Here is a 23,070-nt window from a genome sequence, read left to right as displayed (position 1 = left end):
ATGTCATCGCTCTCAGTCGACAATCCTCAGCCATGGCGCTAGAGCGGTGCCATGAGTGTTCTGCCCATCACCCTTGCCATCGACACAGCCGCGCCGCGCCTGCAATTGGCGCTGCTGCGGGCCGATGGCAGCGCCGACGTTTCCGTGGACGAAATCGCCACCGGCCACGCCGAATTGATCTTCGAGCGGATCGCGACGCTGCTGGCGCACAATGGTGTCGGCTATTCCGATCTGCAGCGCGTGGTGACCACGACCGGCCCCGGCTCGTTCACCGGTCTGCGCATCGGCTTGTCGGCAGCGCGCGGCATCGGGTTAGCACGCGATATTGCGGTGCTCGGGGTGCCCAGCCTTTTGGCATTGTCGCTGGCCGGAAATGGCGCGACCACCGTGCTGCTCGATGCGCGGCGTGGCGAGGCTTATTTCCAGACTTTCCTGGCCCCCGGCGTGCCCGATGGCGGACCGCAATTGCTGCCGATGGCGGTGGCGCAGCAGGCGGTGCTGCCCAATTCGCTTCTTCTCACCACGCCCTTTGTCGATATCGCCGCACTCGCCCGCTATGGCGCAGCGGCCGACCCGCTTGCCCATGTGCCCGAGGCAACTTATGTGCGCGATGCCGATGCCAAGCCGCAAACGGCGGCGCGGATCGAAAGGCTCAATTCATGATGAAGCTCTGGATGGCGCCGCAGGGCCTGCATATCGAGCCCGGCCAGACGCGCGATGCCGATGCGCTGGCGCGTATCCACAAGGCCGGCTTTTATCGCGGCTGGCCGCGTGAGGAATTTTTGTCCTTCCTCTCCGAAGGCAGCACCCCGGTCTATGTGGCCTGCGACGCCAAGCGCCGCATTGCCGGTTTCGCCCTGATTCGCATCGCGGCCGACGAGGCCGAACTCTTGACCATTGCGGTCGATCCCAAATGGCGCGGCAAGAAGGTGGGGCAGGCGCTGTTGCGTGCCGCCTTCGAGGATTTGCGCATGAGCCCGGCCCGGCGCATGTTCCTTGAGGTCGACGAGCAGAATGCGCCGGCGGTGCGGCTTTATGGCAAGGAAGGTTTTGCCGCTATTTCGAGCCGCAAGGGCTATTATCCGCGGCCCGATGGCAGTGCGGCAACCGCGCTTGTCATGGCTCGCGATCTTGGATAACCCCGAAACGGGCCGACCAGTGGAGCATTTGGCATGAGCAAGACCCAGACTGACCCCACGCTGGAAGAAGCCTGCGTTGCCAAGGGCATGCGCATGACCGACCAGCGCCGCATCATTGCCCGGGTGATCGAGGAATCCTCGGATCACCCCGATGTCGAGGAGCTCCATCGCCGTGCCTCGGCAATCGACGAGCGTATTTCGCTCTCCACCGTCTACCGCACGGTGAACCTGTTCGAAGAAGCCGGGCTCGTCACCAAGCACGATTTCAAGGATGGCCGCGCCCGGTTCGAACTGATCCCGGACGAGCACCACGACCACCTGATCGATATCCGCTCCGGCACGGTCATCGAATTCCGCAATGAGGAAATCGAGGCCATCCAGGATGTCATAGCCAAGCGCCTGGGCTACCGGCTGGTCGATCACCGGCTCGAACTCTATGCCGTGCCGGTGGAGGGCAAGGATAAGGCCAAGTGATCTTCCGCGTGCCGTTCTTGGTCTTCGTGCCGGTGATGATCGTGATTATCCCGCTGCAGGCTTTGAGCTGCCATGCTGGTGGCGCTCAATTGCGGCCATAAGCTGTGGGCCAGGGCGGCCTGAGACGGGTTCGATAAAACGCGACGGATTAAGCCTAATATCAGCCCGCACTTGGGCGTTAACCTGCTGTTAGCTATAAACCCATCCATGATGATGGATGTGCAAATCGCCTGGCAGTTGCTGGCAATCTGGGCAATCGTGGTGAGCACGATCGTCTGGTTCGTGCGCGACGAACGCCGGCTGGAGAGCGAACGGGCGCTGGTTCGCGCAGCCCGTTATTACGCTCACGTCCCCATGCGCCGCCAAATCAATCGGCCCGAAGCCATCCCATTGCCCAAGCCGCGCTCCAGCGCCATCCGGCACAGTGACCGGGCCTATTTCCAGCGGGCTCTGGGCATCGAGCCACGTTAACTCACCACGCCCACTTCAAGTTGCGCCTTGAGCCGGGCCACGATATCGGCCGCCTTGAGCATTAATGCCATGTCGATATCGCCATCACTGGCATCGGCGGGCAGGTCGGCCCAGACGGGAATCGATAATTCATGGGTCTGTTCGCGCCCATCACGCGTTTCGCTGAGCACCGCGCGGACGCGTCCGGTGGTGCGTCCGGCCAGCCGCTGATGCGCCGCCCGGCTTTGCACTTCGATGTCGATCAGTTGAAAAGTCATTCCGGCCCCGAGAGGAGCCCCCATGCAAACGGTAATAGCGGATGGTTCACGGCGGGTTAATCGCCATGGCAGGGACTAGCCGATTCTCCGCTTTTGCGGGCAGGCGGTTCACTTTTTAGGCGAATTCACACCTTGACAGCATGCAGCGCCATGCCGTCATCGCCAAAAATGCCGAGATAGCGGGCAATTTCCTCCGGCGTGCCGGTTGCCTTGGCCGGATTGTCCGAGAGCTTAACCGCCGGGCGGCCATTGGCCTCGCTGACCTTGGCGACGATGGAAATCGGATCGAGCCCCGGATTGGGGCCATCGGGTGCGCAGCCTTCAAAATCATTGGTGAGATTAGTGCCCCAGCCAAAGGTCATCCGCACGCGGCCGTCGAAATGCAGATAGGCTTCCTCGATCATGTCGACATCGAGCCCATCGGAAAAGATCAGCAGCTTTTCGCGTGGGTCGCGGCCCCGGCTCTGCCACCAGGCGATGATCTTTTCGCCGCCCTCGATGGCCGGCGCGCTATCGGGACGGAACCCGGTCCAGTCGGCCACCCAATCGGGCGCGTTTTTCAAGAAGCTGTCGGTGCCGAAAGCATCGGGCAACACGATCTTGAGATTGCCGCCATAATAGCTCTCCCAATCCTGCAACACCTGATAAGGCGCCGCCTTCAGCGCCTCGTCGGTCTGGGCGAGGGCGGCCAGCACCATGGGCAGTTCATGGGCATTGGTGCCCAGGGCTTCCAGATCATTGTCCATGGCCAATTTGACATTGGAGGTGCCGGTAAAAGCCTCGCCAATACCTTCCTTGAGCGCCTCGACGCACCAGCGCTGCCAGAGGAAGGAATGGCGCCGCCGCGTGCCGAAATCGGAAATCTTGAGATCGGGCAGCTTTTGCAGCCGCTCGACCTTTTCCCACATCTTGGCCTTGGCGCGGGCATAGAGCACGTCGAGCGCGAAGGGGCCGTAATTCTTCAGCGCCGCGCGCGAACGTAATTCGTTGATAATGGCGAGCGCGGGGATTTCCCACATCGAGGTCTCGACCCAGAGCCCGGGAAATTCCAGCACGAATTGGCCGTCGCGCTGTTCCAAGCGGTATTCAGGCAGGCGGAATTCTTCCAGCCATTTGAGAAAGGCCGGCTCGAAAATCTGCTTGGAGCCGTAAAAACTGTTACCGGCCAGCCAGATCATTTCCTTCTTGGTAAAGCGCAAAGTGCGGCAATGATCGAGTTGCGCCCGCAATTCATCAATGTCGATCTCTTGCGCCAATCTGACCGATCTGGTGCGGTTGATCAGCGAGAAGCTGGCATTGACCCGCGGGTAAAGCCCCCAGATCATCTGCAACATCAAGAGCTTATAGAAATCGGTATCGAGCAGGCTGCGCACGATGGGATCGAGCTTCCAGGTGTGGTTATACACCCGCCGGGCTATATCGGTATAAGTCGCCATGGCTCTTGGCCCCCAATGCGCGGCTGGCCTTGTAGCGCGCCGAACGGGGGATGGAAAGGCGGGGATGGGCAAAGCCGTCCAATTGGCGCCGGCAATCAGTCCCCGAACTGGAACCGCTCGAACCGCCCCAGGGCCTCATCGATGGCCGCCTTGGCCTCTGCCCCGGCATCTTCCAGCCAGGTCCAGTTCTGGATCAGCAGTTTGCCCGCCGCCCGGTCTGCCTTGAGATCCACAGCCGCGACGATGCGGTCCCCGACCAGCACGGGCAGGGCGAAATAGCCCAGCTTGCGCTTGGCCGCTGGCACATAGGCCTCGAACAGGTGCTCATAGCCGAAGAACAGTTTGAGCCGCTTGCGCTGGATGACCAGCGGATCAAAGGGCGAGAGGATATGGGTGAGCCCCGGCGGCGCCACGCGCTCATGCGCCAGCGTTTCGGGCGCGGCCCAATGCTCTGCCTTGTCGTGGCCTTCGATATGCACCGGCACCAATAGCTTGCGCCGCACCCGGCTCTCGATCAATTCGCGCACCGCCTTTTTGCGCGGCGCATCCAGATGACAGACCGAATCAAGGCTGACCATGCCCTGGCTGCGCAGCGCGCGATCGAGCAGATAAGCGGTGATCTGCCGCTCGGTCGCAGGCTTGGGTGCCTTGTCCCAGCCGAAATGGCGGCCGATCAGGTCATAGGTCTTGACCATGCCCTGCCGGGTGCCGATCGTCACCAGCCCCTGAAAAAACATCATCTCCAGCACGCGCTTGCTCGGCTTGCGGCTGGCCCAGGGATGATCCTTGTCGACCAGCTCGTCATCGCCAATATCGCGAATCGACAGCGGTCCCTCGTCCCGCAGCCGCTTGGCCATCTTGCGGAGTTCGAGCGGGGTCACCGAGCCGAACCAGCGGCTGGGTGTCTGCCGATATTGCTTCATCGCCGGCAGGAAGAACGGCAGATCGGCCACCGGCACGTAGCTCAGCGCGTGGGTCCAATATTCAAAGATCGATTTATCGGCCGATTGCGCCTGCGCCAGGTGCGCGCGGGCATAATCAGGCATGCGCGACCACAGGATATGATGGTGGCAGCGTTCGATGACATTGATGGTGTCGATCTGCACATAGCCCAGATGAGTAATAGCCGGCAGCACCGCTTCCGGCCCCGCGCCAAAGGGCGCCGCAGTGTCGAGGCGCTGCGCGCTCAGCCAGATGTGGCGAGCATGATCGGGTGACAGGGCGCGGGATTTCGGCAAGGGCGACTCGGTAAAGGGATTTTTCGGAAACAAACCTAGAATGGCGCAGAGGTCTCCGCCACCCGCTTTCGTCCGCCTTGCCAATATCCCCTCCAGGGGGATAGGATATGCTCATGAGCCATATCGATGACCCCCAAATCCACGCCCGTCTCCGCCGCGCCGAGGGGCATTTGAACAAGGTGGTCAAGATGGTCGCCGAGGGCCAGGACGGCCTGGCCATTGCCCAGCAGATGACGGCCGTGATCAGCGCGCTCGAAAAGGCCAAGCAATTGATCATCATCGACCATATCGACCATCACCTGGCCGATAGCGACGCGCCCCTGCCGCCCGAAATCAAATCGCGGCTCGCCGTGTTCCGCGAAATTACCAAATATCTCTGAGTATCGTCCGATGAGCCTTGCTGCTGACCAAACCCACGACCACGTCTTTCTCGGTGCCGATCACGATCGCAATGCGCGGCGGACCTTTTGGGTCATCCTGCTGACGGCCGCCATGATGGTCGCGGAAATCGCCGCCGGCGCGGCTTTCGGATCGCTGGCCCTGCTCGCCGACGGCTTTCATATGGCCACTCATGCCGGAGCGCTCGCCATTGCGGCCGGCGCCTATCTCTATGCCCGCCGCCACGCCCATGATCCGCGCTATAGCTTTGGCACCGGCAAGGTCGGAGAACTGGCCGGCTTTGCCAGCGCAGTGATTCTGGGCGGGGTGGCGCTGCTCATCGCCTATGAATGCGTGCTACGTCTGTTGCAGCCCGCCCCGATCCGGTTCGATGAAGCCATCGCGGTCGCCGTACTGGGACTCGTGGTCAATATCGTCAGCGTCTTCCTGCTGCATGATTCGAACGGCCATCATCACCACGACCACGACGCGCATGATGATGATCATCATGACCATGATCACGAGGCTGATCACCATCACCATGATCACGGACATGATTCCAATCTGCGAGCGGCCTATCTGCATGTGCTGGCCGATGCATTGACCTCGGTCCTCGCCATTATCGGTCTGGTGGCCGGCCGCAGTTTCGGCTGGCTCTGGATGGACCCGCTGGTGGGTCTGGTCGGCGCTGCCGTCATTGCGCGCTGGTCGTGGATGTTGATCCGTCAATCCTCGGCAACGCTGCTCGATACGGTGCCCGACCAGACCATGGCAAAAAAAGTGCGCACCAATATCGAATCGGACGGCGACACGGTGACCGACCTCCACTTCTGGCGCCTGGGTCCCGGCCATGCCGGCCTGATCGTTTCGGTGCTGACCCCAACCGCGCATGATGCCGACTGGTACAAGCAGCGCCTCGCCGGCCTTGCCGGGCTATCCCATGTCACGGTGGAGGTGACGCGGCGTTAGAGCCGTTTCTTCGCAAAAGCCCGGCCGGACGCCGTCTTGAGATATTTTTCAAAGGCGCATGCCTGCGCCTCGTCGTCAAATCCCAAATAGGTTTTGACAGCCCATGGCATAAACTTGGCGGTGTGGGTCACCTGGCCACTATTGTGCTTGGCCAGGCGCGCCTTGAGATCGCCGGTTGTGCCAACATAATGCCGGTCTGGCTCATCGAGACTGCGCAGGATGTACACATATTGCATGGCGTAAGTTTAGCGCACCGCGAGGCGGTTTCAATATCAGAGGAGGGGAGGCCCAAGTGCCAATCTCGTCCGCCGCCGTTGCTACGCAACTTTGGCGCGACAGCCTTCGCAGTGATATCCGCAGGCTTTGGGCCAGGCCTCAAAGGCCTGCCGAGCCGAAGCTGCGGAGCAGCGAAGGCTGGTGGAGCCTAGCGGGATCGAACCGCTGACCTCTTGCATGCCATGCAAGCGCTCTCCCAGCTGAGCTAAGGCCCCATTCCAAGGGTTCCAGAGGGTGTTCCCGTCCGGAGCGAGGCGGAACCTATTGGATGATCCGCCCCCATGCAAGTGCCTATTTGACACTTTTTTGTCCCGCCGGATTTTTTGTGAATCCGGCGGAAAAGTCGTTTGAAATCAGCGGTCTTCGTCGCCGCCGACATCGAAGCCGAGCTCGTCGTCTTCGTCCTCGTCTTCCTCGAGGAAGACGTCCGCATCATCGTCGCCGAGTTCTTCGTCAACTTCGACATCGTCGGTATCGGGAATGGTTTCGTCGCCGGATTCTTCGGCGTCGGCATCTTCCAGGGAGACGATTTCGGGCGCTGCGACGTCCTCGACTTCCTCTTCTTCTTCGACCTCATCCTCGTCATCCACCTTGCGGGCGGTGGCGGGAGAGGGCTTGCCGACCAGCAGCTGCTCGAAATAGGAGCGCGGATAGCTCTTGCCGGTATAGGGCGAGACGATCGGATCCATGTTGAGGTCGTAGAACTTCTTCCCGGTATCGGGATCGGTCCGCTTGGTGCCGCGTTCGGAACTGGCCATCGATGTTCCTCGTGGGGATTGGGTTTGCGGGGGGCAGGTGCCGCCGCTTCGGTCAGTCCGGTTATGGGCAAACCAAGCCCCTGTCAAACCGAAAATGCGGGCGCGCTGGCGCCGGGCCATCTCGGCGGTGGCTTCGGGCGGCCGGGCCATGCTAAACCCGCCCCGCCGCAAACCAGCCCATGGCCGCCATGCCCGACGCCGATCCGCACGCCCAGCCGCTCTCCGCCCAGCGCGCCGCCCCGCTTTCCGGGCGTTTCCCCACCCCCGGCGACAAGGCGATTTCCCATCGGGCTCTGATCCTTGGGGCGCTAGCCGTCGGCCGCACGCGCATCGAGGGCCTGCTGGCGGCCCAGGACGTGCTGTCCACAGCAAACGCTCTGCGCGCGCTGGGTGTGGTCATCGAACTGCACGATAGCGGCTGTGATGTGCATGGCCTTGGGATCAATGGCCTGCTCGCGCCGGCCACACCGCTCGATTTCGGCAATGCCGGCACCGGCGTGCGCCTGATGCTGGGGGTTTTGGCGCCTTATCGCTTCATCAGCCATTTTACGGGCGGGCCGACTCTGACCCGGCGGCCGATGCAGCCTTTGCTCGATGCGCTGGGTGCTACGGGCATGAGCGTATTGGATAGCGATGACGGGCATTTGCCGATCGCCATCCAGGGGCCGCTGGCCACCGCCCCGATCCGCCACACCATGCCGGCGCCATCCGAGCAGATCAAATCGGCGCTGCTGCTGGCGGGTCTTGACAGCCCCGGCATCACCACCATTATCGAGCCGGTGCCGACCGGCGATCATACCGAAAAGCTGCTGGCCGATTTTGGCGCCCGGATTTCGACGGTTCTTGACGCGGCTGGTGCCGCCACAATCACACTGACCGGCCAGCCCGAACTCAAGCCGCGCCGCGTTATCGTGCCGGGGGATCCATCCTCGGCCGCCTATGCCATTGTCGCGGCGCTGATCGTGCCCGGCTCGGATCTGGTGATCGAAAATGTGCTGATCAATCCCAACCGCACGGGACTGATCGATGCATTGCTCGAAATGGGTGGCGATATTGCCTTTATCAATCAGCGCGAGGCGGGGGGCGAACATATCGCCGATCTGCGTGTCCGCTCCTCGCGGCTGCGGGGCGTGCATGTAACAGCCGGCCATGCCGGTGCCATGCTCGACGATATCCCCGCCTTGGCCATCGCGGCAGCCTATGCCGATGGCTCAACGATGATCGAAGGTATTGCTGTCCTGCGCGAGCAGGAATGCGACCGCCTGTCCGTGACGGCAGCGGGGCTCGCCGCCAATGGCGTTGAATGCCTCGAGGGCCGCGATCAATTGCTGATCAAGGCGAATGGCACCGTGTCCGGCGGCGGGCGGGTCGATACCCACCATGATCACCGCATCGCCATGAGCTTTCTGGTGCTGGGCCTGGCCAGCAAAAAAACCGTCACCATTGATGACGCCCGCCCCATCGCCGCCAGCTTTCCCGGCTTTGTTGCTGCACTAAGCGCAGTGGGCGCCAGCTTTTCGGCGGGGTAGGGCGCTTGCCGGCCACGGCACGGGGATTTCGCGCGATTGCCGGTTCTTTTCGGCCGGTGATTATGCCAAAGCCAATAAGTAACAAACGCGCATGCGAGGGGAGCTGCCATGATCATTGCCGTTGACGGACCCGCCGCATCCGGCAAGGGCACGCTGGCCTCGGGCCTCGCCCGCCATTATGGGCTGCCCCATCTTGATACCGGCCTGCTCTATCGCGCTGTCGGCCGTGCCGTTTCCGATAGGGAAGACCAGCCCGGCTTTGAAGACGCCGCCATCGCCGCCGCTCGGGCGCTCGACGCCAGCCACCTGGCCGACGTCACTGAGCTGACCTCGGCCCGCTCGGGCGTGCTCGCCAGCAAGGTCGCGGTGATCGGCCCGGTGCGGGCGGCTCTGTTCGATTATCAGCGCAATTTTGCCACCCAGCCGGGCGGCGCCGTGCTCGATGGCCGCGATATCGGCACCAATATCTGCCCCGATGCCGATGTGAAACTGTTCATCCAGGCCGATTCCAAGGCGCGCATGGAGCGCCGTGCCCGTCAGTTGGAATCGCGCGGCCTGGAGGTTGATCGCTACGCCCTCTATCACCAGATAGAAGAGCGGGACGCACGCGACATGGCCAATCCCAATGGTGGATTCTATAAAGCGGACGACGCGCACTTGCTCGATACGACGCTTCTCGATATAGAGACCGCACTCCGCGCAGCCATCGCGATTGTCGAGACGACCATGGCGCACAAGGCAGGGTTCAAAAGGCCCTAATTTCCTCCTTGCGTGTTTCGGTCCCGCCAATCACCCAAACTTTGGTCCGGAAACATACCCAATAGACATCGATCGGGCGCTCGCGCGCCGGCATTTTGCGTTTGCGAAGTGGCGGGTTTCCGGTCTCAACCTCAAGCCCCCGGTGCACTGGAGATATGAATTTGGCACAGCAAACTGTGACGAAAGAAGATTTTGAATCCCTTCTGATGGACTCGTTCATCGACAACGAACCCCTAGAGGGCGCCGTTGTTAAGGGCACCGTGGTCGCGATCGAAAAGGATCTGGCGATCATCGACGTTGGTCTGAAGACCGAAGGGCGCATCGCGCTCAAGGAATTCGGCCAGGCCGGCCGTGACGGCACCATCCAGGTTGGCTCGATCGTCGAGGTCTATGTCGACCGCGTCGAAAACGCCGCCGGTGAAGCCGTGCTGTCGCGCGAGAAGGCCCGCCGCGAAGAGAGCTGGGTCAAGCTCGAGGAAATGTACAACAACAATGAGCGCGTTGAAGGCACCATCTTCAACCAGGTCAAGGGTGGTTTCACCGTCGACCTCGAAGGCGCCATTGCCTTCCTGCCCCGTTCGCAGGTCGATATCCGCCCGATCCGCGATATTGCGCCGCTCATGAACGTGCCGCAGCCGTTCCAGATTCTGAAGATGGACAAGCGCCGCGGCAATATCGTCGTGTCGCGTCGTGCGATCCTCGAAGAATCGCGCGCTGAACAGCGTTCGGAAATCGTCCAGCAGCTCGAAGAGGGCCAGGTTGTCGACGGCGTGGTCAAGAACATCACCGATTACGGTGCGTTCGTCGACCTGGGCGGCATTGACGGCCTGCTGCATGTCACCGACATTGCATGGCGTCGCGTCAACCATCCGTCCGAAGTGCTGACGATTGGCGAGACCATCAAGGTCCAGATCGTTCGCATCAACCACGAGTCCCACCGTATCTCGCTCGGCATGAAGCAGCTTCAGGCTGATCCGTGGGATGGCATCGAAGCCAAGTATCCGATCGAGGCCAAGTTCACCGGCCGCGTGACCAACATCACCGATTACGGTGCGTTCGTCGAACTGGAGCCGGGCATTGAAGGCCTGATCCACGTTTCGGAAATGAGCTGGACCAAGAAGAACGTTCACCCCGGCAAGATCGTCTCGACCTCCCAGGAAGTCGAAGTCGTCGTGCTCGAGGTCGATCCCGACAAGCGCCGCATTTCGCTCGGTCTCAAGCAGACCCTGCAGAATCCGTGGGAGAGCTTCGCCGAGAAGTTCCCCGTCGGTTCGGTCATCGAAGGCGAAGTCAAAAACAAGACCGAATTCGGCCTGTTCATCGGCCTCGACGGCGATGTGGACGGCATGGTTCACCTTTCCGACCTCGACTGGCAGAAGTCGGGCGAAGTGGCCCTGGAAGACTACAACCGCGGTGACATGGTTTCGGCCAAGGTCCTCGATGTTGACGTCGAAAAGGAACGCATCTCGCTGGGCATCAAGCAGCTCGCCGCTGGCGAAGCGACCGCTGCGTCGGGCGACACCGGCGAAGCCGGCGGCATCCGCAAGGGCGCTGTCGTCACCGGCACCGTTATCGAAGTCAACGATGGGGGCATTGAAGTCCGCATCGCCGACAGCGAGCTGACCGCGTTCATCCGTCGTGCCGATCTCAGCCGCGACCGCAACGACCAGCGTCCCGAGCGTTTCAGCAAGGGCGAAAAGGTCGACGCACGCGTCACCCAGTACGATCGCAAGACGTCGCGCATCCAGCTTTCCATCAAGGCGCTCGAAATCGCCGAGGAAAAGGAAGCCGTCGCCAATTACGGTTCGTCCGATTCGGGCGCTTCGCTCGGCGACATCCTGGGCGCAGCCCTCAAGGGCCGCGACGAGAAGTAATTCGTCCTAGCTTTGCAAATCTGCAGGGGCCCGCACTTCACAGTGCGGGCCTTTTGCCCTTAAGAAGCCCCATGAAACAAGCAATGCACTGGCGGGCCCTGACCACATTCGATCTGCCCGTGGTCGAAGCGATCGCAGAAAAAGTGCATCCCGGCTTTCCCGAAGACCTGGCGGTGTTCATCGAACGCCAGCAGCTTTATCCCGATGGTACGCGCCTGCTCGAGCTCGACGGCGCCCCTTCGGGCTATATCCTTTCCCATCCTTGGCGCTTCAAATCCCTGCCGGCGCTCAATGCGCTGCTGGGCGCCATTCCGCCTGACGCCGACACCTATTACCTGCATGACCTGGCCCTGCTGCCCGCCGCCCGCGGCACCGGCGCTGCTGCCATGATCATCGGCGACATCCAGCGCCACGCCCGGGCAAAAGGCTTTGCCAATATGAGTCTGGTCGCGGTCAATGGCTCGATCCCCTTCTGGACCAAACACGGCTTCCGGCCCTTCCCGGCTCCCGAACTGGCCGAAAAGCTGCTGAGCTACGAGGCAGCGGCGCGGTTCATGGTCAAGCGGCTTGTGTAGTTACAGAATTGTAGTTACATTAGAGTAGGCGCGGAGGGGGCAACGCGTGGAATTTGAATGGGATGACGACAAGGCTGCGGCCAATTTGCGCAAGCATGGCGTAGCGTTCGAGGACGCGGTCCGGGTATTTTTCGATCCGCTGGCCATTCGCGAACAGGATAGGGTGGTAGATGGCGAAGAGCGCTGGCAAATCATCGGCACAATTGGCGGATACACACTTCTCCTCGTCGCCCACACCACGACCGATCAAAACAATGGCAAAGAACTCATCCGCATCATCTCGGCCCGAAAAGCCGAAAAAATCGAACGACGACGCTACGAAGCCTCCTAAAACGGTGCGCTACGAGCTGGACTTGCTCAATCCGCCGCCTCTGACCGAGGAGCAGGTGGAACGGCTCAAGGCGCTCGACAATCTGCGCGACGAAGATATCGACTTCTCCGACATTCCGCGGCTGAGCGACGACTTCTTCAAAAACGGCATGCGCAATCCCTATTATGCGCGTGCCCTCAAGGCCCAGTTGACCATCCGCCTCGACGCCGACATTCTCGATTGGTTCAAGCGCCACGCCAAGGACGGCAAGGGCTATCAGACCGACATCAACAAGGCGCTGCGGGCCTATGTGACGGCGCAGGAGAAACGGGCACAAAAGAAGGCTGGCTGACGCGCTCTTGCCAAGCCTGCGCACGCTCGCTACCCCTGCGGTCACCAAACCAGCGAGGCGATGATGAGTGATCAGCCTGCCGAAGAGTCATCCCGCCCCACCAATCCGCATGAGATCATTGCCGCCGAGACCTATCGGCGCTCGCGGGGTTTCTGGCGCATTCTGGCCTTTGTGGCGCTGGCGATTGCTGTTCTGGCTGTGGCCGGCCGCTTTGCCCTTTCCAATGCCCCAGTGGGCGAACACATCGCCCGTGTGGTGATCGATGGCACCATTGCCACCGATCCGGCGCGCCTCAAGCTGATTGAGGAACTGGCCGAGGATGACAGCGTCAAGGCGGTGGTCGTCGCCATCAATTCGCCCGGCGGCACCACGGCCGGCGGCGAAGAACTCTATGAAGCGCTCGGCCAATTGCGGGCCAAAAAGCCGGTCGTGGCGGTGATCAAGGAATTGGGCGCCTCGGCCGCCTATATGGCCGCCATCGGTACCGACCAGATTTTTGCCCGGCGCCTCTCCATTGTCGGCTCGATCGGCGTGCTTTACCAGCATATCAATGCCGGCAAGCTGCTCGATACGATCGGCGTCGATCTCGACAAGGTCGCTTCCGGCCCGCTCAAGGCCGAGCCCGATTATGACGAACCCATGGCGGGCGAGGCGCGCGCCTCGATCGGTGCCCTGGTCGATGACAGCTTCCAGTGGTTCGTCGATATCGTTGCCGAACGCCGCAATCTGGCACGGCCGGTGGCGCTGAGCCTTGCCGATGGCCGCATCATGAGCGGGCGGGCCGGCGTCGAGACTGGGCTGATCGACGCGGTGGGCGGCGAATTGGAGGCCCAGGCCTGGCTCGAAGCCGAGCGCGACGTGCCCAAGGACCTGCAAATCATTACCGCCTGGCCATTGGAAAGCTCCGGGCTGGGCTGGATTGGCACTTTTTTGGGCGGACAGGCCCGTGCAGCGCTTGGTTTGCCCGCGAATGGGGCCATCACGCTTGACGGGCTGGTCTCGCTTTGGCAGGTTGGCGCAGCCTCGTAACCTTGCGGGGCACAACGGTCTCGCACCCGGAGCCAGGGATGATCAAGTCGGAACTCGTCGAGAAGCTCGCGGCGGAAAATCCGCATCTGTTCCAGCGTGATATCGAAAACATCGTCAATGCCATCCTCGACGAGATCGGGGACGCCATGGCGCGGGGTGACCGCGTTGAGTTGCGCGGCTTTGGCGCCTTTTCGGTCAAGAACCGGCCGGCCCGTGTCGGGCGCAATCCACGCACCGGCGAACAGGTCGATGTCGGCGAGAAATACGTGCCCCAGTTCAAGGCGGGCAAGGAAATCCGCGAGCGGCTCAACCGCTCGTAACGGGGCAAGCGGCTCCCAATAGGCAAAAGCGAGTATGCTCAACAAGATTGTCGGCTGGCTGGTCCTTGTGCCGCTTTGTCTGGTGCTGATTGTCTTTGCCCTGGCCAACCGGCAATTCGTGATCGTCAACTTCAACCCCTTCGCGCCGGTCGAGCAATTGGCGACGCCCGGCTATGGCGTGCCGCTGTTCGTGGTGCTGTATATCGTGCTGCTGGTGGGGGTATTGTTGGGCGGCATTGCCACCTGGTTTGCCCAGGGACAGCACCGCCAGCGCGAGCGCCATTGGCGCCGCGAGGCCCATATGCTCAACACCGAGCTTGAATCCCTGCGTAAAAGCCAGGGCCAATCGCCAGCCGGCGGGCCGCTGAGCGACGTCGATGACCTTTTGGAGCTCCGTTGAGCGACCCCATGGCCGACCCCCTGATCATCAAAATCTGCGGCATCAAGACCCCCGAAATGCTGGACGTCACCATAGCGGCCGGCGCTGACATGGTGGGCTTCATGCATTTCCCGCGTTCGCCCCGCCACGCCAATATCGAGCAGATCGGCACGCTGATTTCCCAGGCGCGCGGCCGGATCCAGACCTGCGTCGTGCTGGTCAACCCAGACAATTCCAGCGTGGCCGAGATTGCCGCGCTCGGACCGGACTGGATCCAGTTGCACGGCCCCGAAACACCACATCGCGTCGAGGCCATCCGCGCTGAGGCCGGGGTGGAAATCATGAAGGTCCTGCCCATCGGCTCGGCCGAGGACGTGGCGCATGTGGCTGATTTCGTCGAGGTCGCCGACCGCATCCTGCTCGATGCAAAGCCGCCCAAAGGCGCGGATCGGCCCGGTGGATTGGGCGAAACCTTCGACTGGTCGCTGCTCAAGGCGCTTGACCCGTCCATCCCCTTCATGCTTTCGGGTGGCCTGACGCCGCAAACCGTGGCCGACGCTGTTCTGACCGTGCGCCCTTTTGGGGTCGATGTGTCCTCCGGAGTCGAATCCGCGCCCGGCGTCAAGGACAAGCGGCTGATCGAAGCGTTCATTCGAAACGCGCGGGCAGCCGGTTAGCGGTTGCATTTGCCAGGCACCCCAGCTTATTGACACCTCATGGTGAGCCTGTCGAACCACGAGGCCGGGCGCACCGGACCCCGTCCTTCGACGAGCTCAGGATGAGGTCCTTTCCTGGACTTTGTAAGAGGACTGGCGATTGGATAACACCGGCATCAATTCCCTGCGCAACGGCCCGGACGAGCACGGCCGTTTCGGGCTCTATGGCGGCCGCTTCGTCGCCGAAACCCTGATGCCGCTGATCCTTGATCTGGAGCAGCACTATCGTGCCGCCAAGACCGATCCCGCCTACCAGGCCGAGCTCAAGGACCTGGCGGTCCATTATACCGGCCGCCCCAGCCCGCTTTATTTCGCCAAGCGCCTCACCGAGCATCTGGGCGGCGCCAAGGTCTGGTTCAAGCGCGAAGAGCTCAATCATACCGGCAGCCACAAGATCAATAATTGCCTGGGCCAGATCCTGCTGGCCAAGCGCATGGGCAAGACCCGCATCATCGCCGAAACCGGCGCCGGCCAGCATGGCGTGGCGACGGCCACGGTCTGCGCCAAATTCGATCTGCCCTGCACCATTTTCATGGGCGCGACCGACGTCGAGCGGCAAAAGCCCAATGTGCTGCGCATGAAAATGCTGGGCGCCGAAGTGCGCCCCGTCACCGCCGGCGCCGGCACGCTCAAGGACGCCATGAACGAGGCGCTGCGCGACTGGGTCACCAATGTCGACACCACCTATTACCTGATCGGCACCGCCGCCGGCCCGCATCCCTATCCCGAAATGGTGCGCGATTTCCAATCGGTCATCGGCACCGAGCTCAAGGAACAATTCCAGGCAGCCGAGGGCAAGCTGCCCGACGCGATCGTTGCCTGTGTCGGCGGTGGTTCCAATGCCATCGGCACTTTCCATGCCTTTCTCGATAACCCCGAAGTCGCCATCTATGGCGCCGAAGCGGGCGGACATGGCGTCGATGTCGAAAACGGCCACGCCGCTTCCATGACCGGCGGTTCGCCCGGCGTGCTGCATGGCAACCGCACCTATCTGCTGCAGGACAAGGACGGCCAGATTCTGGAAGGCCATTCCATTTCGGCCGGTCTTGATTACCCCGGCGTCGGCCCGGAACACTCGTTCCTGCACGACACCAAGCGCGTCACTTATGTGCCCATTACCGACAATGAAGCGCTCGCCGCCTTCCAGCTCTGCACGCGCATGGAAGGCATCATCCCCGCGCTCGAATCCGCGCATGGCCTGGCCGAAGTCATCAAGCTCGCCCCCACTATGGGCAAGGACCAATCCGTAGTGTTGTGCCTCTCCGGGCGCGGCGACAAGGATGTCGAAAGCGTCGGCAATTATCTGGGACTGCTCTAGCCATGTCGCGTATTGAAAAGCGTTTTGCCGAACTCAAGGCCCAGAACCGTCCGGCTCTGGTGACCTTCGTCATGGGCGGCGATCCGGATCTGGCCACCAGCCAAGCTATTTTCGAGGCCCTGCCGCAGGCCGGTGCCGATGTGATCGAATTGGGCATGCCGTTTTCCGATCCCATGGCCGATGGCGTTGCCATCCAGCTGGGTGGCCAGCGGGCGCTTGCCGCCGGGCAGACGCTGCGCGGCGTGCTCGGCATGGTCGAGGATTTCCGCCGCAAGGACGAAACCACCCCGGTGGTGCTGATGGGCTATTACAATCCCATCTATATTTTCGGTGTCGACAAGTTTCTGGCCGCTGCCAAGGATGCCGGTGTCGATGGCCTGATCATCGTCGACCTGCCGCCCGAAGAAGACGAAGAACTCTGCATTCCCGCCCTCAAGGCCGGCATCAATTTCATCCGCCTCACCACGCCCACCACCGATGACCAGCGCCTGCCCACCGTGCTGAAGAACACCTCGGGCTTTGTCTATTATGTCTCAATGAACGGCATTACCGGCGCTGCCATCAAGTCGCGTGGCGCAGTGGGGGAGGCCGTCGAGCGCATCAAGAGCCATACCGGCCTGCCCGTCGCCGTGGGCTTTGGCATCAAGACCGCCGAAGACGCCGCCGAAATCGGCCGCCATGCCGATGGCATTGTGGTGGGTACCGTATTGGTGGATGCCGTGGGACAATCGCTGGTCGATGGCAAGGCGAGCGACAAAACCGTCAGCGCCGTCCGCGATATCGTGGCGAGCCTCGCCGCTGGGGTGAAGCGGGCGCGGGGCTAGAAAAGGCTGACTTTTGCCATGCCGCGCCACCCCTGATAATATCCGCCACAATTGACCATTACGTCCTGTTCCAACAGGACATCCGATAAGGCCGCCGCCATGAACTGGATCGACAATTTCGTCCGCCCCAAAATTCGCTCCTTCCTCTCCAACAAGCGCGAAACGCCGGAGAATCTGTGGGTAAAGGACCCTGAGTCCGGCGAGATGGTGTTCTATCGCGATCTCGAGGCCAATCAGTGGGTCGTGCCCAATTCGGGCTATCACATGAAGATCAAGCCGGCCGATCGGCTGGCGACCTTTTTTGACGAGGGTAAGTATGATCTCGTGCCGGTGCAGGCCGTGCCGGTCGATCCGCTCAAATTCCGCGACCAGAAGCGCTATACCGACCGCCTCAAGGAAAGCCGCGCCAAGACCGGCTATGATGACAGCGTTATCGTGGCCACCGGCAAGCTCTATGATCGCCACACCACCGTCGCCGTGCAGGATTTCGATTTCATCGGTGGCTCGCTGGGCATGGCGGCCGGGCAGGGCATCATTACCGGGCTCGAAACCGCCGTTACTCGCAAGACCCCCTTCGTGCTGTTCGTCGCCTCCGGCGGCGCCCGCATGCAGGAAGGCATTTTTTCGCTGATGCAGATGCCGCGCACCACGGTTGCCGTGCTGCGCCTGCGCGAGGCGGGACTGCCCTTCTTCGTGGTCTTTACCGATCCCACCACCGGCGGCGTTACCGCCTCCTATGCCATGCTGGGCGATGTGCACCTGGCCGAGCCGGGCGCACGTATCGGCTTTGCCGGCGCCCGCATCATCGAGCAGACCATTCGCGAAAAACTGCCTAAGGGATTCCAGCGCTCCGAGTATCTGCATGAGCACGGCATGGTCGACATGGTCGTGCACCGCCACAATCTGCGGTCCACCATCGGTTCACTCGCCGGCATCCTGACCCGTGCCGAGCCCAGTGCCGATTTGACCGGCACCGCTCCGGCCCTGCCTGCCGTCAGCCTGCGCGACGCGGCGATTGCCGCCGAAGGCGATGACGGCGATCTGGCCGCGCCCAGCGCCGCGCACGCCGAATAATTCTGGCATTCAAGCATTGAAAGGGCCGGTCCATTGCGACCGGTCTTTTTTTATGCGCCGTGACCCTCTATTCGAAAACCAGCGCAGGTCTGTGTTGCCTGTCCGCAGGAGAAACTTTGATGTCCGATAGTCTCAATCTCACCCAGCTCGGCCGGAATGCCGGTATTCCTGCCTCGCCCGAGGCCGCCATTCTGGAGCGCGTGCCCAATCCGCAGGCCGACACCAATTATGTGTCCCGCTTCACCGCGCCCGAGTTCACCTCGCTTTGTCCGGTGACCGGCCAGCCCGATTTCGCTCATCTGATCATCGACTACGTGCCTGGCGATTGGCTGGTCGAATCCAAATCGCTCAAGCTCTATCTGACCTCGTTCCGCAATCACGGCGCTTTCCACGAGGATTGCACGGTGTCCATCGGCCGGCGGCTGGTGGCCCTGCTCGATCCGCGCTGGCTGCGCATCGGTGGTTATTGGTATCCGCGCGGCGGCATTCCCATCGATGTGTTCTGGCAGACCGGCACCCCGCCCGAGGGTATCTGGCTGCCCGATACCGGCGTGCCAAGCTATCGCGGCCGCGGCTAGGACCACGCCGCCCTTGAGGCGGCATCCGACCCATTGTAAACCGGCCCGGCCGATCCCGTGCTGCAATTGAGTCCGCCCCCATGTCCCGTACCGACGCCATCCTCAAGCGCCTTTCGGTGTTGCATCCCAAGCTGATCGATCTCAGCCTGGAGCGGCTCAATCGGCTGTTGGACGAACTCGGCCGCCCCGATCACCGTATGCCGCCCGTCATCCATGTCGCCGGCACCAATGGCAAGGGTTCGACCATCGCCTATCTGCGGGCCATGCTGGAAGCGGCGGGCAAGTCGGTGCACGTCTATACCTCGCCCCATCTGGTGCGCTTCAACGAGCGCATCCGCCTAGCCGGCAAGCTGGTCTCCACCCGCCGGCTCAATGAAGTGCTGGAGCGGGTCGAACAGGTCAATGCCGGCCAGCCCATCACCTATTTTGAGGTGACCACGGCCGCCGCCTTCGTGCTGTTCTCCGAGATCAAGGCCGATTACCTGCTGCTCGAAGTGGGTCTGGGTGGCACCTATGACACGACCAATGTGGTCGAGCACCCGCTGGGCATTATCATCACCCCGGTCGATCTCGATCACATGGCGTTCCTGGGCAATACGATCGGCAAGATTGCGGTCGAAAAGGCCAATATCATGAAGCGCGGTTCGCTTGCCGTGGTCGCCCGTCAGGCTGATGAGGGTCTGGCCTCGATCAATCGCGTCGCCGCCAAGCTGGGTGTGGTGCCCTTTGTCGGCGGGCAGGATTTCGACGCCTTTGCCCAGGATGGCCGGCTGATCTATCAGGACGAAAAGGGCCTGCTCGATCTGCCGCCGCCCAAGCTAGTGGGCAATCACCAGTTCGAAAATGCCGGTGTCGCCATCGCCGCCATTCGCCATTTCGGCCTGCCCGTCGATGAGTCGGCGATCGCGCAGGGGCTGGGCGATGTCAGCTGGCCGGCCCGCCTTTCGCCGGTTGTGGGCAGGCTGCGCGATCTGCTCGGCCCCGGGGCCGAACTCTGGCTCGATGGCGGGCACAATGCCCATGGCACACGGGCTCTCGCACGGGCCCTGGCGGATATGGAGCGGGCGCGCCCCGCCCCCCTGGTGCTGATCATGGGCATGATGAACACCCGCTCGCCCGGCGCGGTACTGGCGCCCTTTGCCGGCATGGCCGAGCGCATCATCACGCTGACCATTCCCGGCGAGACCAATGCGCATGACGCCGGCTACATTGCCGAAGAGGCCAACAAGGCCGGGTTCAATGCGACACCCGCCAGATCGATCCAGGCCGCGCTGAAATCGGCCGCAACCACGCCCAATGCCCGCGTGGTGATCTCCGGCTCGCTGTATCTGGCGGGGCAGGTGCTGCTCAAGAACGGGACGTTCCCGGAGTAGCTCGATCTGCCTCCCTCCCCCTCGAGGGGGAGGGGACTGGATCGGGGCTCTCCGCCTGCGGAGGCCTAAGCCCTCAATACTTACCCTGCTCGCTGCCGCAGAACGGGTCCACGGGGCTGGTCCCGGCAAATTCCGTGCGGCCCATCAGTGCCTCGACCACTGCCGCCTGCAGCGCCTCGCTGGAGCCATAGGCGTTGACATAGGTGGGCACGCGCGGCGCGTCATAGAGATAATAGGGATAGCCGAAGCTGATCATCAGCGTGGGCAGGTCGTGCCAATAGCGCGCCATGCCGTCGAACACGCTGCCGGTGAGCTTGACCCAATCGAGGAAAATGCGGCTACGCGTCAGCACGGTTTCCTCAGCAAAGAGATAGAGCACGAGGTCAAAATCCTTGGGGCTCACGCTCATGCCGGGTTCGAACAGCGTGACGGAGAAACCCTCGCGATCCAGCCGCTCCGGCACGCTGAGCGGCAATGGCTGGGGCACGAAGGGAACAACCGCCCCGCCGGAAAATACCAGCACCCGCTTGTGCCTGGCGGGTGACAGCGGCAGCAATCCGGCCACATCCTTGACCAGCGTCGGCACTCGCCTGTGTACGGCTTCGGCGGTCATTCGATTGGCCTGGCTGCCCACCACCTGCTGGGCAGAGGCAAGGCTGGGCAGGGTGGGATTGCGATGCAGTCCCAGCGCGGCCTTGAGCGCCAGTACGCGCGTCACCGCCTCGTCCACCCGTTCCTGACTCAGCCGCCCGTCAGCCACGGCTTTGACCAGCCGCATCAGATCGGCATTGGGATCATCGGAGAAGAGGATCACGTCGCAGCCGGCAATGATCACTTCGGGCAGGACAGTGTCGCGCGGCCCCCAATCGCCCATGCCCGCCATGGGCGTGGCGTCGGAAACGATCAGGCCGTTGAACCCCAGCTCGCGCCGCAGCAGGTCCTCATTCAAAATCCGGCTCAACGACGCGGGCCGATAGGCCTCGGCGCCCGCATCGGGGTCGAGCGCCCGCACAAAGGCGGGAAAGGCGATATGGGCGGACATCACGCTCATCACGCCTGCCTCGATGGCGGCGCGATAGAGCCGGCCGAAATTGCTCTCCCAGGCCTTCATGGTCAGCGGATTGACCGTGGTCACCAGATGCTGGTCGCGATCGTCATAGCCCTCGCCCGGCCAGTGCTTGACCGTGGCGGCGACGCCATTGGCCTGGAACGCGGCGATCTGGGCCAGCGCGTGGCGCTCGATGCGGTCCACATCGCTGCCATAGGAGCGGGTGCCCACAATGGCGCTGCGGAAGGCCGCATTGATATCGATGACCGGGGTAAAGCTCCAGTTGAGCCCCACCGCATGGGCTTCCTGCGCCATGATGGTGGAAATCGCCGTGGTCGCTTCCAAATCGTCCACCGCCGCCAGGCCCAGCGGATTGGGCACGGGCGTGCCGAAAGGCAGGCTCATGCGGCTGCCTTCGAGATCGGCACTGACCAGCATGGGCACGGCGCCAATGCCGTTGAGGCCCTGGGCCAGTTCCATTTCGCTCGTGAGATCGCCCGAATAGACCCGGGTAATGCCGCCGGGCTTGAAGGCGCGCAATTGCTCGAGCACCTCGCCGGGCTCGCCCCGCGCCAGCAGCACGAAGAGCTGGGCCAGCTTGTCGCGCGGGGTCAGGCCATCGCGGGTGGTGTGAACCCAGGCCATGGCCTCGTCATCGAGGTTGAACGGGGCGGCAGCGAGATCGATAGGGGCCACGGGCCTCTCCTCCAAGTCTTCTTATGGAGGAGAGACTATCAGGCCGGCTGATATCAGCCAATCAGGCGGCGTGGCTCTCCAGCCACTTGATCAGCTGCGCGCGCGACTGGCCGGCGCCCACTTTCACATCGGCGGGCTGGCCATCCTTGAACACGATCATCGTGGGCATGGCACGCACATGATATTGCGTCACGGTGCCCGGATTGCTGTCCACGTCGAGCTTGACGATCTTGACCTTGCCGGCCAGATCGAGCGCGACCTGTTCCAGGATCGGGTCCATCGCCTTGCAGGGCCCACACCATTCCGCCCAGAAATCCACCAGCACCGGCTCGCTGGAATTCAGCACTTCGGCGGCAAAGTCGGCGTCGGTAACGTGGTGGGCCATGATCGTCTCCATCGGTAAAGAGCGATGAATGCTATAGAGAGTCGGGCGCTATGGAAAGGCATACAAAATGTAGTGTGCACCGGGCGGAGGGAAAGTCTTTGCGTGCCGATTGCCCCAAACAAAAACACCGCCGGGTCGCCCAGCGGTGTTCTGCAATTCTTGAATGGGCGGTCTTAGGCCGCGTGGCCTTCGAGCCACTTGGTCAGGCCTGCCTTGGGCGTGCCAGCGCCGATCTTCATATCGGCAGCTTCCCCGCCCTTGAACAGGATCATGGTGGGGATGGAGCGGACGCCGTATTTGACCGTGGTGGACGGGTTTTCGTCGATGTTCAGCTTGACGATCTTGACCTTGCCGGCCAGTTCGCTCGAAAGCTCATCGAGCACAGGTGCGATCGCGCGGCAGGGCCCGCACCACTCCGCCCAGAAATCCACGAGAACGGGCTCTTTGGAGTTAAGGACTTCCTCGCCAAAATTGGCGTCGGAAACGTGTGTAGTCATGGGTTATGTTGCCTTTTGGTTGAAAGCGGTGGTCTCAT

At 62.3% G+C, this 23,070-nt stretch carries 29 protein-coding genes and 1 tRNA gene; 21 read left to right on the top strand and 9 right to left on the bottom strand.

Features of this window, described 5'->3' with window-relative positions; all coding sequences use genetic code 11:
* Positions 1-51 precede the first annotated feature (51 nt).
* The 4 genes from tsaB to FF80_RS08605 all read left to right on the top strand — a co-directional run bounded on the left by tsaB (position 52) and on the right by FF80_RS08605 (position 2,084).
* Positions 52-663, top strand: a complete 612-nt coding sequence (gene tsaB, locus FF80_RS08620) for a tRNA (adenosine(37)-N6)-threonylcarbamoyltransferase complex dimerization subunit type 1 TsaB (RefSeq protein ID WP_052153320.1) — start codon at positions 52-54, stop codon at positions 661-663.
* Positions 660-1,139, top strand: coding sequence for a ribosomal protein S18-alanine N-acetyltransferase (rimI, locus tag FF80_RS08615; protein ID WP_052153319.1), 480 nt, complete (start codon positions 660-662; stop codon positions 1,137-1,139). The genes tsaB and rimI overlap by 4 nt, the downstream gene beginning before the upstream one ends.
* Positions 1,140-1,172: 33 nt before the next feature.
* Positions 1,173-1,613, top strand: coding sequence for a Fur family transcriptional regulator (locus FF80_RS08610; protein ID WP_035099286.1), 441 nt, complete (start codon positions 1,173-1,175; stop codon positions 1,611-1,613).
* A gap of 207 nt (positions 1,614-1,820) precedes the next feature.
* Positions 1,821-2,084 (top strand): hypothetical protein, encoded by a 264-nt coding sequence (locus tag FF80_RS08605; RefSeq protein WP_035099284.1) that lies wholly within the window; start codon positions 1,821-1,823, stop codon positions 2,082-2,084.
* Here FF80_RS08605 and FF80_RS08600 read toward each other — a convergent pair.
* From FF80_RS08600 to FF80_RS08590, 3 genes are all read right to left on the bottom strand, one after another.
* A complete protein-coding gene (locus tag FF80_RS08600) occupies positions 2,081-2,341 on the bottom strand; it encodes a hypothetical protein (protein ID WP_035099283.1) in 261 nt (86 codons plus the stop codon). The genes FF80_RS08605 and FF80_RS08600 overlap by 4 nt on opposite strands.
* A gap of 125 nt (positions 2,342-2,466) precedes the next feature.
* Positions 2,467-3,777 (bottom strand): nicotinate phosphoribosyltransferase, encoded by a 1,311-nt coding sequence (pncB, locus tag FF80_RS08595; RefSeq protein ID WP_035099282.1) that lies wholly within the window; start codon positions 3,775-3,777, stop codon positions 2,467-2,469.
* A gap of 95 nt (positions 3,778-3,872) precedes the next feature.
* Complete coding sequence (locus tag FF80_RS08590) at positions 3,873-5,015, bottom strand: crosslink repair DNA glycosylase YcaQ family protein (protein ID WP_035099460.1); 1,143 nt, start codon at positions 5,013-5,015, stop codon at positions 3,873-3,875.
* Between the two features lie 113 nt (positions 5,016-5,128).
* Here FF80_RS08590 and FF80_RS08585 point away from each other — a divergent pair, with 113 nt between their 5' ends.
* Together FF80_RS08585 and dmeF are read left to right on the top strand one after the other, a co-directional pair.
* Positions 5,129-5,395: a metal-sensing transcriptional repressor gene (locus FF80_RS08585; protein WP_035099281.1), complete on the top strand. Its 267-nt coding sequence runs from the start codon at positions 5,129-5,131 to the stop codon at positions 5,393-5,395.
* Between the two features lie 10 nt (positions 5,396-5,405).
* Entirely contained in the window at positions 5,406-6,362 is a 957-nt protein-coding gene (gene dmeF / locus FF80_RS08580) for a CDF family Co(II)/Ni(II) efflux transporter DmeF (RefSeq protein ID WP_152558307.1), read from the top strand.
* Here dmeF and FF80_RS08575 read toward each other — a convergent pair.
* From FF80_RS08575 to FF80_RS08565, 3 genes are all read right to left on the bottom strand, one after another.
* Entirely contained in the window at positions 6,359-6,598 is a 240-nt protein-coding gene (locus FF80_RS08575; RefSeq protein WP_035099278.1) for a GIY-YIG nuclease family protein, read from the bottom strand. The two genes, dmeF and FF80_RS08575, sit on opposite strands and share 4 nt — an antisense overlap.
* A gap of 179 nt (positions 6,599-6,777) precedes the next feature.
* Positions 6,778-6,853: transfer RNA gene (locus tag FF80_RS08570), tRNA-Ala, on the bottom strand.
* A gap of 138 nt (positions 6,854-6,991) precedes the next feature.
* A complete protein-coding gene (locus FF80_RS08565) occupies positions 6,992-7,396 on the bottom strand; it encodes a TIGR02300 family protein (protein WP_035099276.1) in 405 nt (134 codons plus the stop codon).
* Between the two features lie 179 nt (positions 7,397-7,575).
* On the opposite strand from FF80_RS08565, the gene aroA reads away from it, so the two are divergent.
* The 15 genes from aroA to FF80_RS08490 all read left to right on the top strand — a co-directional run bounded on the left by aroA (position 7,576) and on the right by FF80_RS08490 (position 20,406).
* Positions 7,576-8,925, top strand: coding sequence for a 3-phosphoshikimate 1-carboxyvinyltransferase (gene aroA, locus FF80_RS08560; protein WP_348270323.1), 1,350 nt, complete (start codon positions 7,576-7,578; stop codon positions 8,923-8,925).
* Between the two features lie 108 nt (positions 8,926-9,033).
* Positions 9,034-9,684: a (d)CMP kinase gene (locus FF80_RS08555; RefSeq protein ID WP_035099275.1), complete on the top strand. Its 651-nt coding sequence runs from the start codon at positions 9,034-9,036 to the stop codon at positions 9,682-9,684.
* Between the two features lie 155 nt (positions 9,685-9,839).
* Positions 9,840-11,558 carry a 30S ribosomal protein S1 gene (gene rpsA, locus FF80_RS08550; RefSeq protein ID WP_035099273.1) on the top strand — a complete coding sequence of 573 codons (1,719 nt, stop codon included), beginning with the start codon at positions 9,840-9,842 and terminating at the stop codon, positions 11,556-11,558.
* Positions 11,559-11,629: 71 nt separating this feature from the next.
* Complete coding sequence (locus FF80_RS08545; protein WP_244445737.1) at positions 11,630-12,133, top strand: GNAT family N-acetyltransferase; 504 nt, start codon at positions 11,630-11,632, stop codon at positions 12,131-12,133.
* 46 nt (positions 12,134-12,179) lie between these two features.
* The gene (locus FF80_RS08540) at positions 12,180-12,464 is read left to right on the top strand and encodes a BrnT family toxin (RefSeq protein ID WP_035099268.1); all 285 of its coding nucleotides are present in this window, start codon (positions 12,180-12,182) and stop codon (positions 12,462-12,464) included.
* 4 nt (positions 12,465-12,468) lie between these two features.
* Complete coding sequence (locus FF80_RS08535) at positions 12,469-12,795, top strand: BrnA antitoxin family protein (protein ID WP_035099266.1); 327 nt, start codon at positions 12,469-12,471, stop codon at positions 12,793-12,795.
* Between the two features lie 63 nt (positions 12,796-12,858).
* The gene (sppA, locus tag FF80_RS08530) at positions 12,859-13,824 is read left to right on the top strand and encodes a signal peptide peptidase SppA (RefSeq protein ID WP_081917333.1); all 966 of its coding nucleotides are present in this window, start codon (positions 12,859-12,861) and stop codon (positions 13,822-13,824) included.
* 38 nt (positions 13,825-13,862) lie between these two features.
* The gene (locus FF80_RS08525; protein WP_035099264.1) at positions 13,863-14,144 is read left to right on the top strand and encodes an integration host factor subunit beta; all 282 of its coding nucleotides are present in this window, start codon (positions 13,863-13,865) and stop codon (positions 14,142-14,144) included.
* Between the two features lie 34 nt (positions 14,145-14,178).
* The gene (locus FF80_RS08520) at positions 14,179-14,544 is read left to right on the top strand and encodes a lipopolysaccharide assembly protein LapA domain-containing protein (protein WP_052153318.1); all 366 of its coding nucleotides are present in this window, start codon (positions 14,179-14,181) and stop codon (positions 14,542-14,544) included.
* An 8-nt stretch (positions 14,545-14,552) separates the two neighbouring features.
* A complete protein-coding gene (locus FF80_RS08515; RefSeq protein ID WP_035099263.1) occupies positions 14,553-15,200 on the top strand; it encodes a phosphoribosylanthranilate isomerase in 648 nt (215 codons plus the stop codon).
* A 139-nt stretch (positions 15,201-15,339) separates the two neighbouring features.
* Positions 15,340-16,557 carry a tryptophan synthase subunit beta gene (trpB, locus tag FF80_RS08510; RefSeq protein ID WP_035099261.1) on the top strand — a complete coding sequence of 406 codons (1,218 nt, stop codon included), beginning with the start codon at positions 15,340-15,342 and terminating at the stop codon, positions 16,555-16,557.
* 2 nt (positions 16,558-16,559) lie between these two features.
* The gene (trpA, locus tag FF80_RS08505) at positions 16,560-17,381 is read left to right on the top strand and encodes a tryptophan synthase subunit alpha (RefSeq protein ID WP_035099258.1); all 822 of its coding nucleotides are present in this window, start codon (positions 16,560-16,562) and stop codon (positions 17,379-17,381) included.
* Positions 17,382-17,480: 99 nt separating this feature from the next.
* Positions 17,481-18,455, top strand: a complete 975-nt coding sequence (accD, locus tag FF80_RS08500) for an acetyl-CoA carboxylase, carboxyltransferase subunit beta (RefSeq protein ID WP_035099256.1) — start codon at positions 17,481-17,483, stop codon at positions 18,453-18,455.
* Positions 18,456-18,574: 119 nt separating this feature from the next.
* Entirely contained in the window at positions 18,575-19,033 is a 459-nt protein-coding gene (gene queF, locus FF80_RS08495) for a preQ(1) synthase (RefSeq protein WP_035099255.1), read from the top strand.
* Between the two features lie 80 nt (positions 19,034-19,113).
* A complete protein-coding gene (locus FF80_RS08490; protein WP_052153317.1) occupies positions 19,114-20,406 on the top strand; it encodes a folylpolyglutamate synthase/dihydrofolate synthase family protein in 1,293 nt (430 codons plus the stop codon).
* Positions 20,407-20,479: 73 nt separating this feature from the next.
* Here the strand turns inward: FF80_RS08490 and FF80_RS08485 are convergent, their stop codons facing one another.
* The 3 genes from FF80_RS08485 to trxA (FF80_RS08475) form a co-directional block, all read right to left on the bottom strand.
* Positions 20,480-22,150, bottom strand: coding sequence for a glycoside hydrolase family 3 N-terminal domain-containing protein (locus tag FF80_RS08485; protein WP_244445736.1), 1,671 nt, complete (start codon positions 22,148-22,150; stop codon positions 20,480-20,482).
* A gap of 61 nt (positions 22,151-22,211) precedes the next feature.
* Positions 22,212-22,535 carry a thioredoxin gene (gene trxA, locus FF80_RS08480; RefSeq protein WP_152558306.1) on the bottom strand — a complete coding sequence of 108 codons (324 nt, stop codon included), beginning with the start codon at positions 22,533-22,535 and terminating at the stop codon, positions 22,212-22,214.
* Between the two features lie 173 nt (positions 22,536-22,708).
* Positions 22,709-23,032 carry a thioredoxin gene (gene trxA / locus FF80_RS08475; RefSeq protein WP_035099248.1) on the bottom strand — a complete coding sequence of 108 codons (324 nt, stop codon included), beginning with the start codon at positions 23,030-23,032 and terminating at the stop codon, positions 22,709-22,711.
* Between the last annotated feature and the right edge of the window lie 38 nt (positions 23,033-23,070).

It is taken from the genome of Devosia sp. LC5 (assembly GCF_000735585.1).
Lineage (GTDB): Bacteria > Pseudomonadota > Alphaproteobacteria > Rhizobiales > Devosiaceae > Devosia.
Note: the sequence above shows the minus strand (reverse complement) of the source record. Positions and strands in the feature narration are given on the sequence as shown.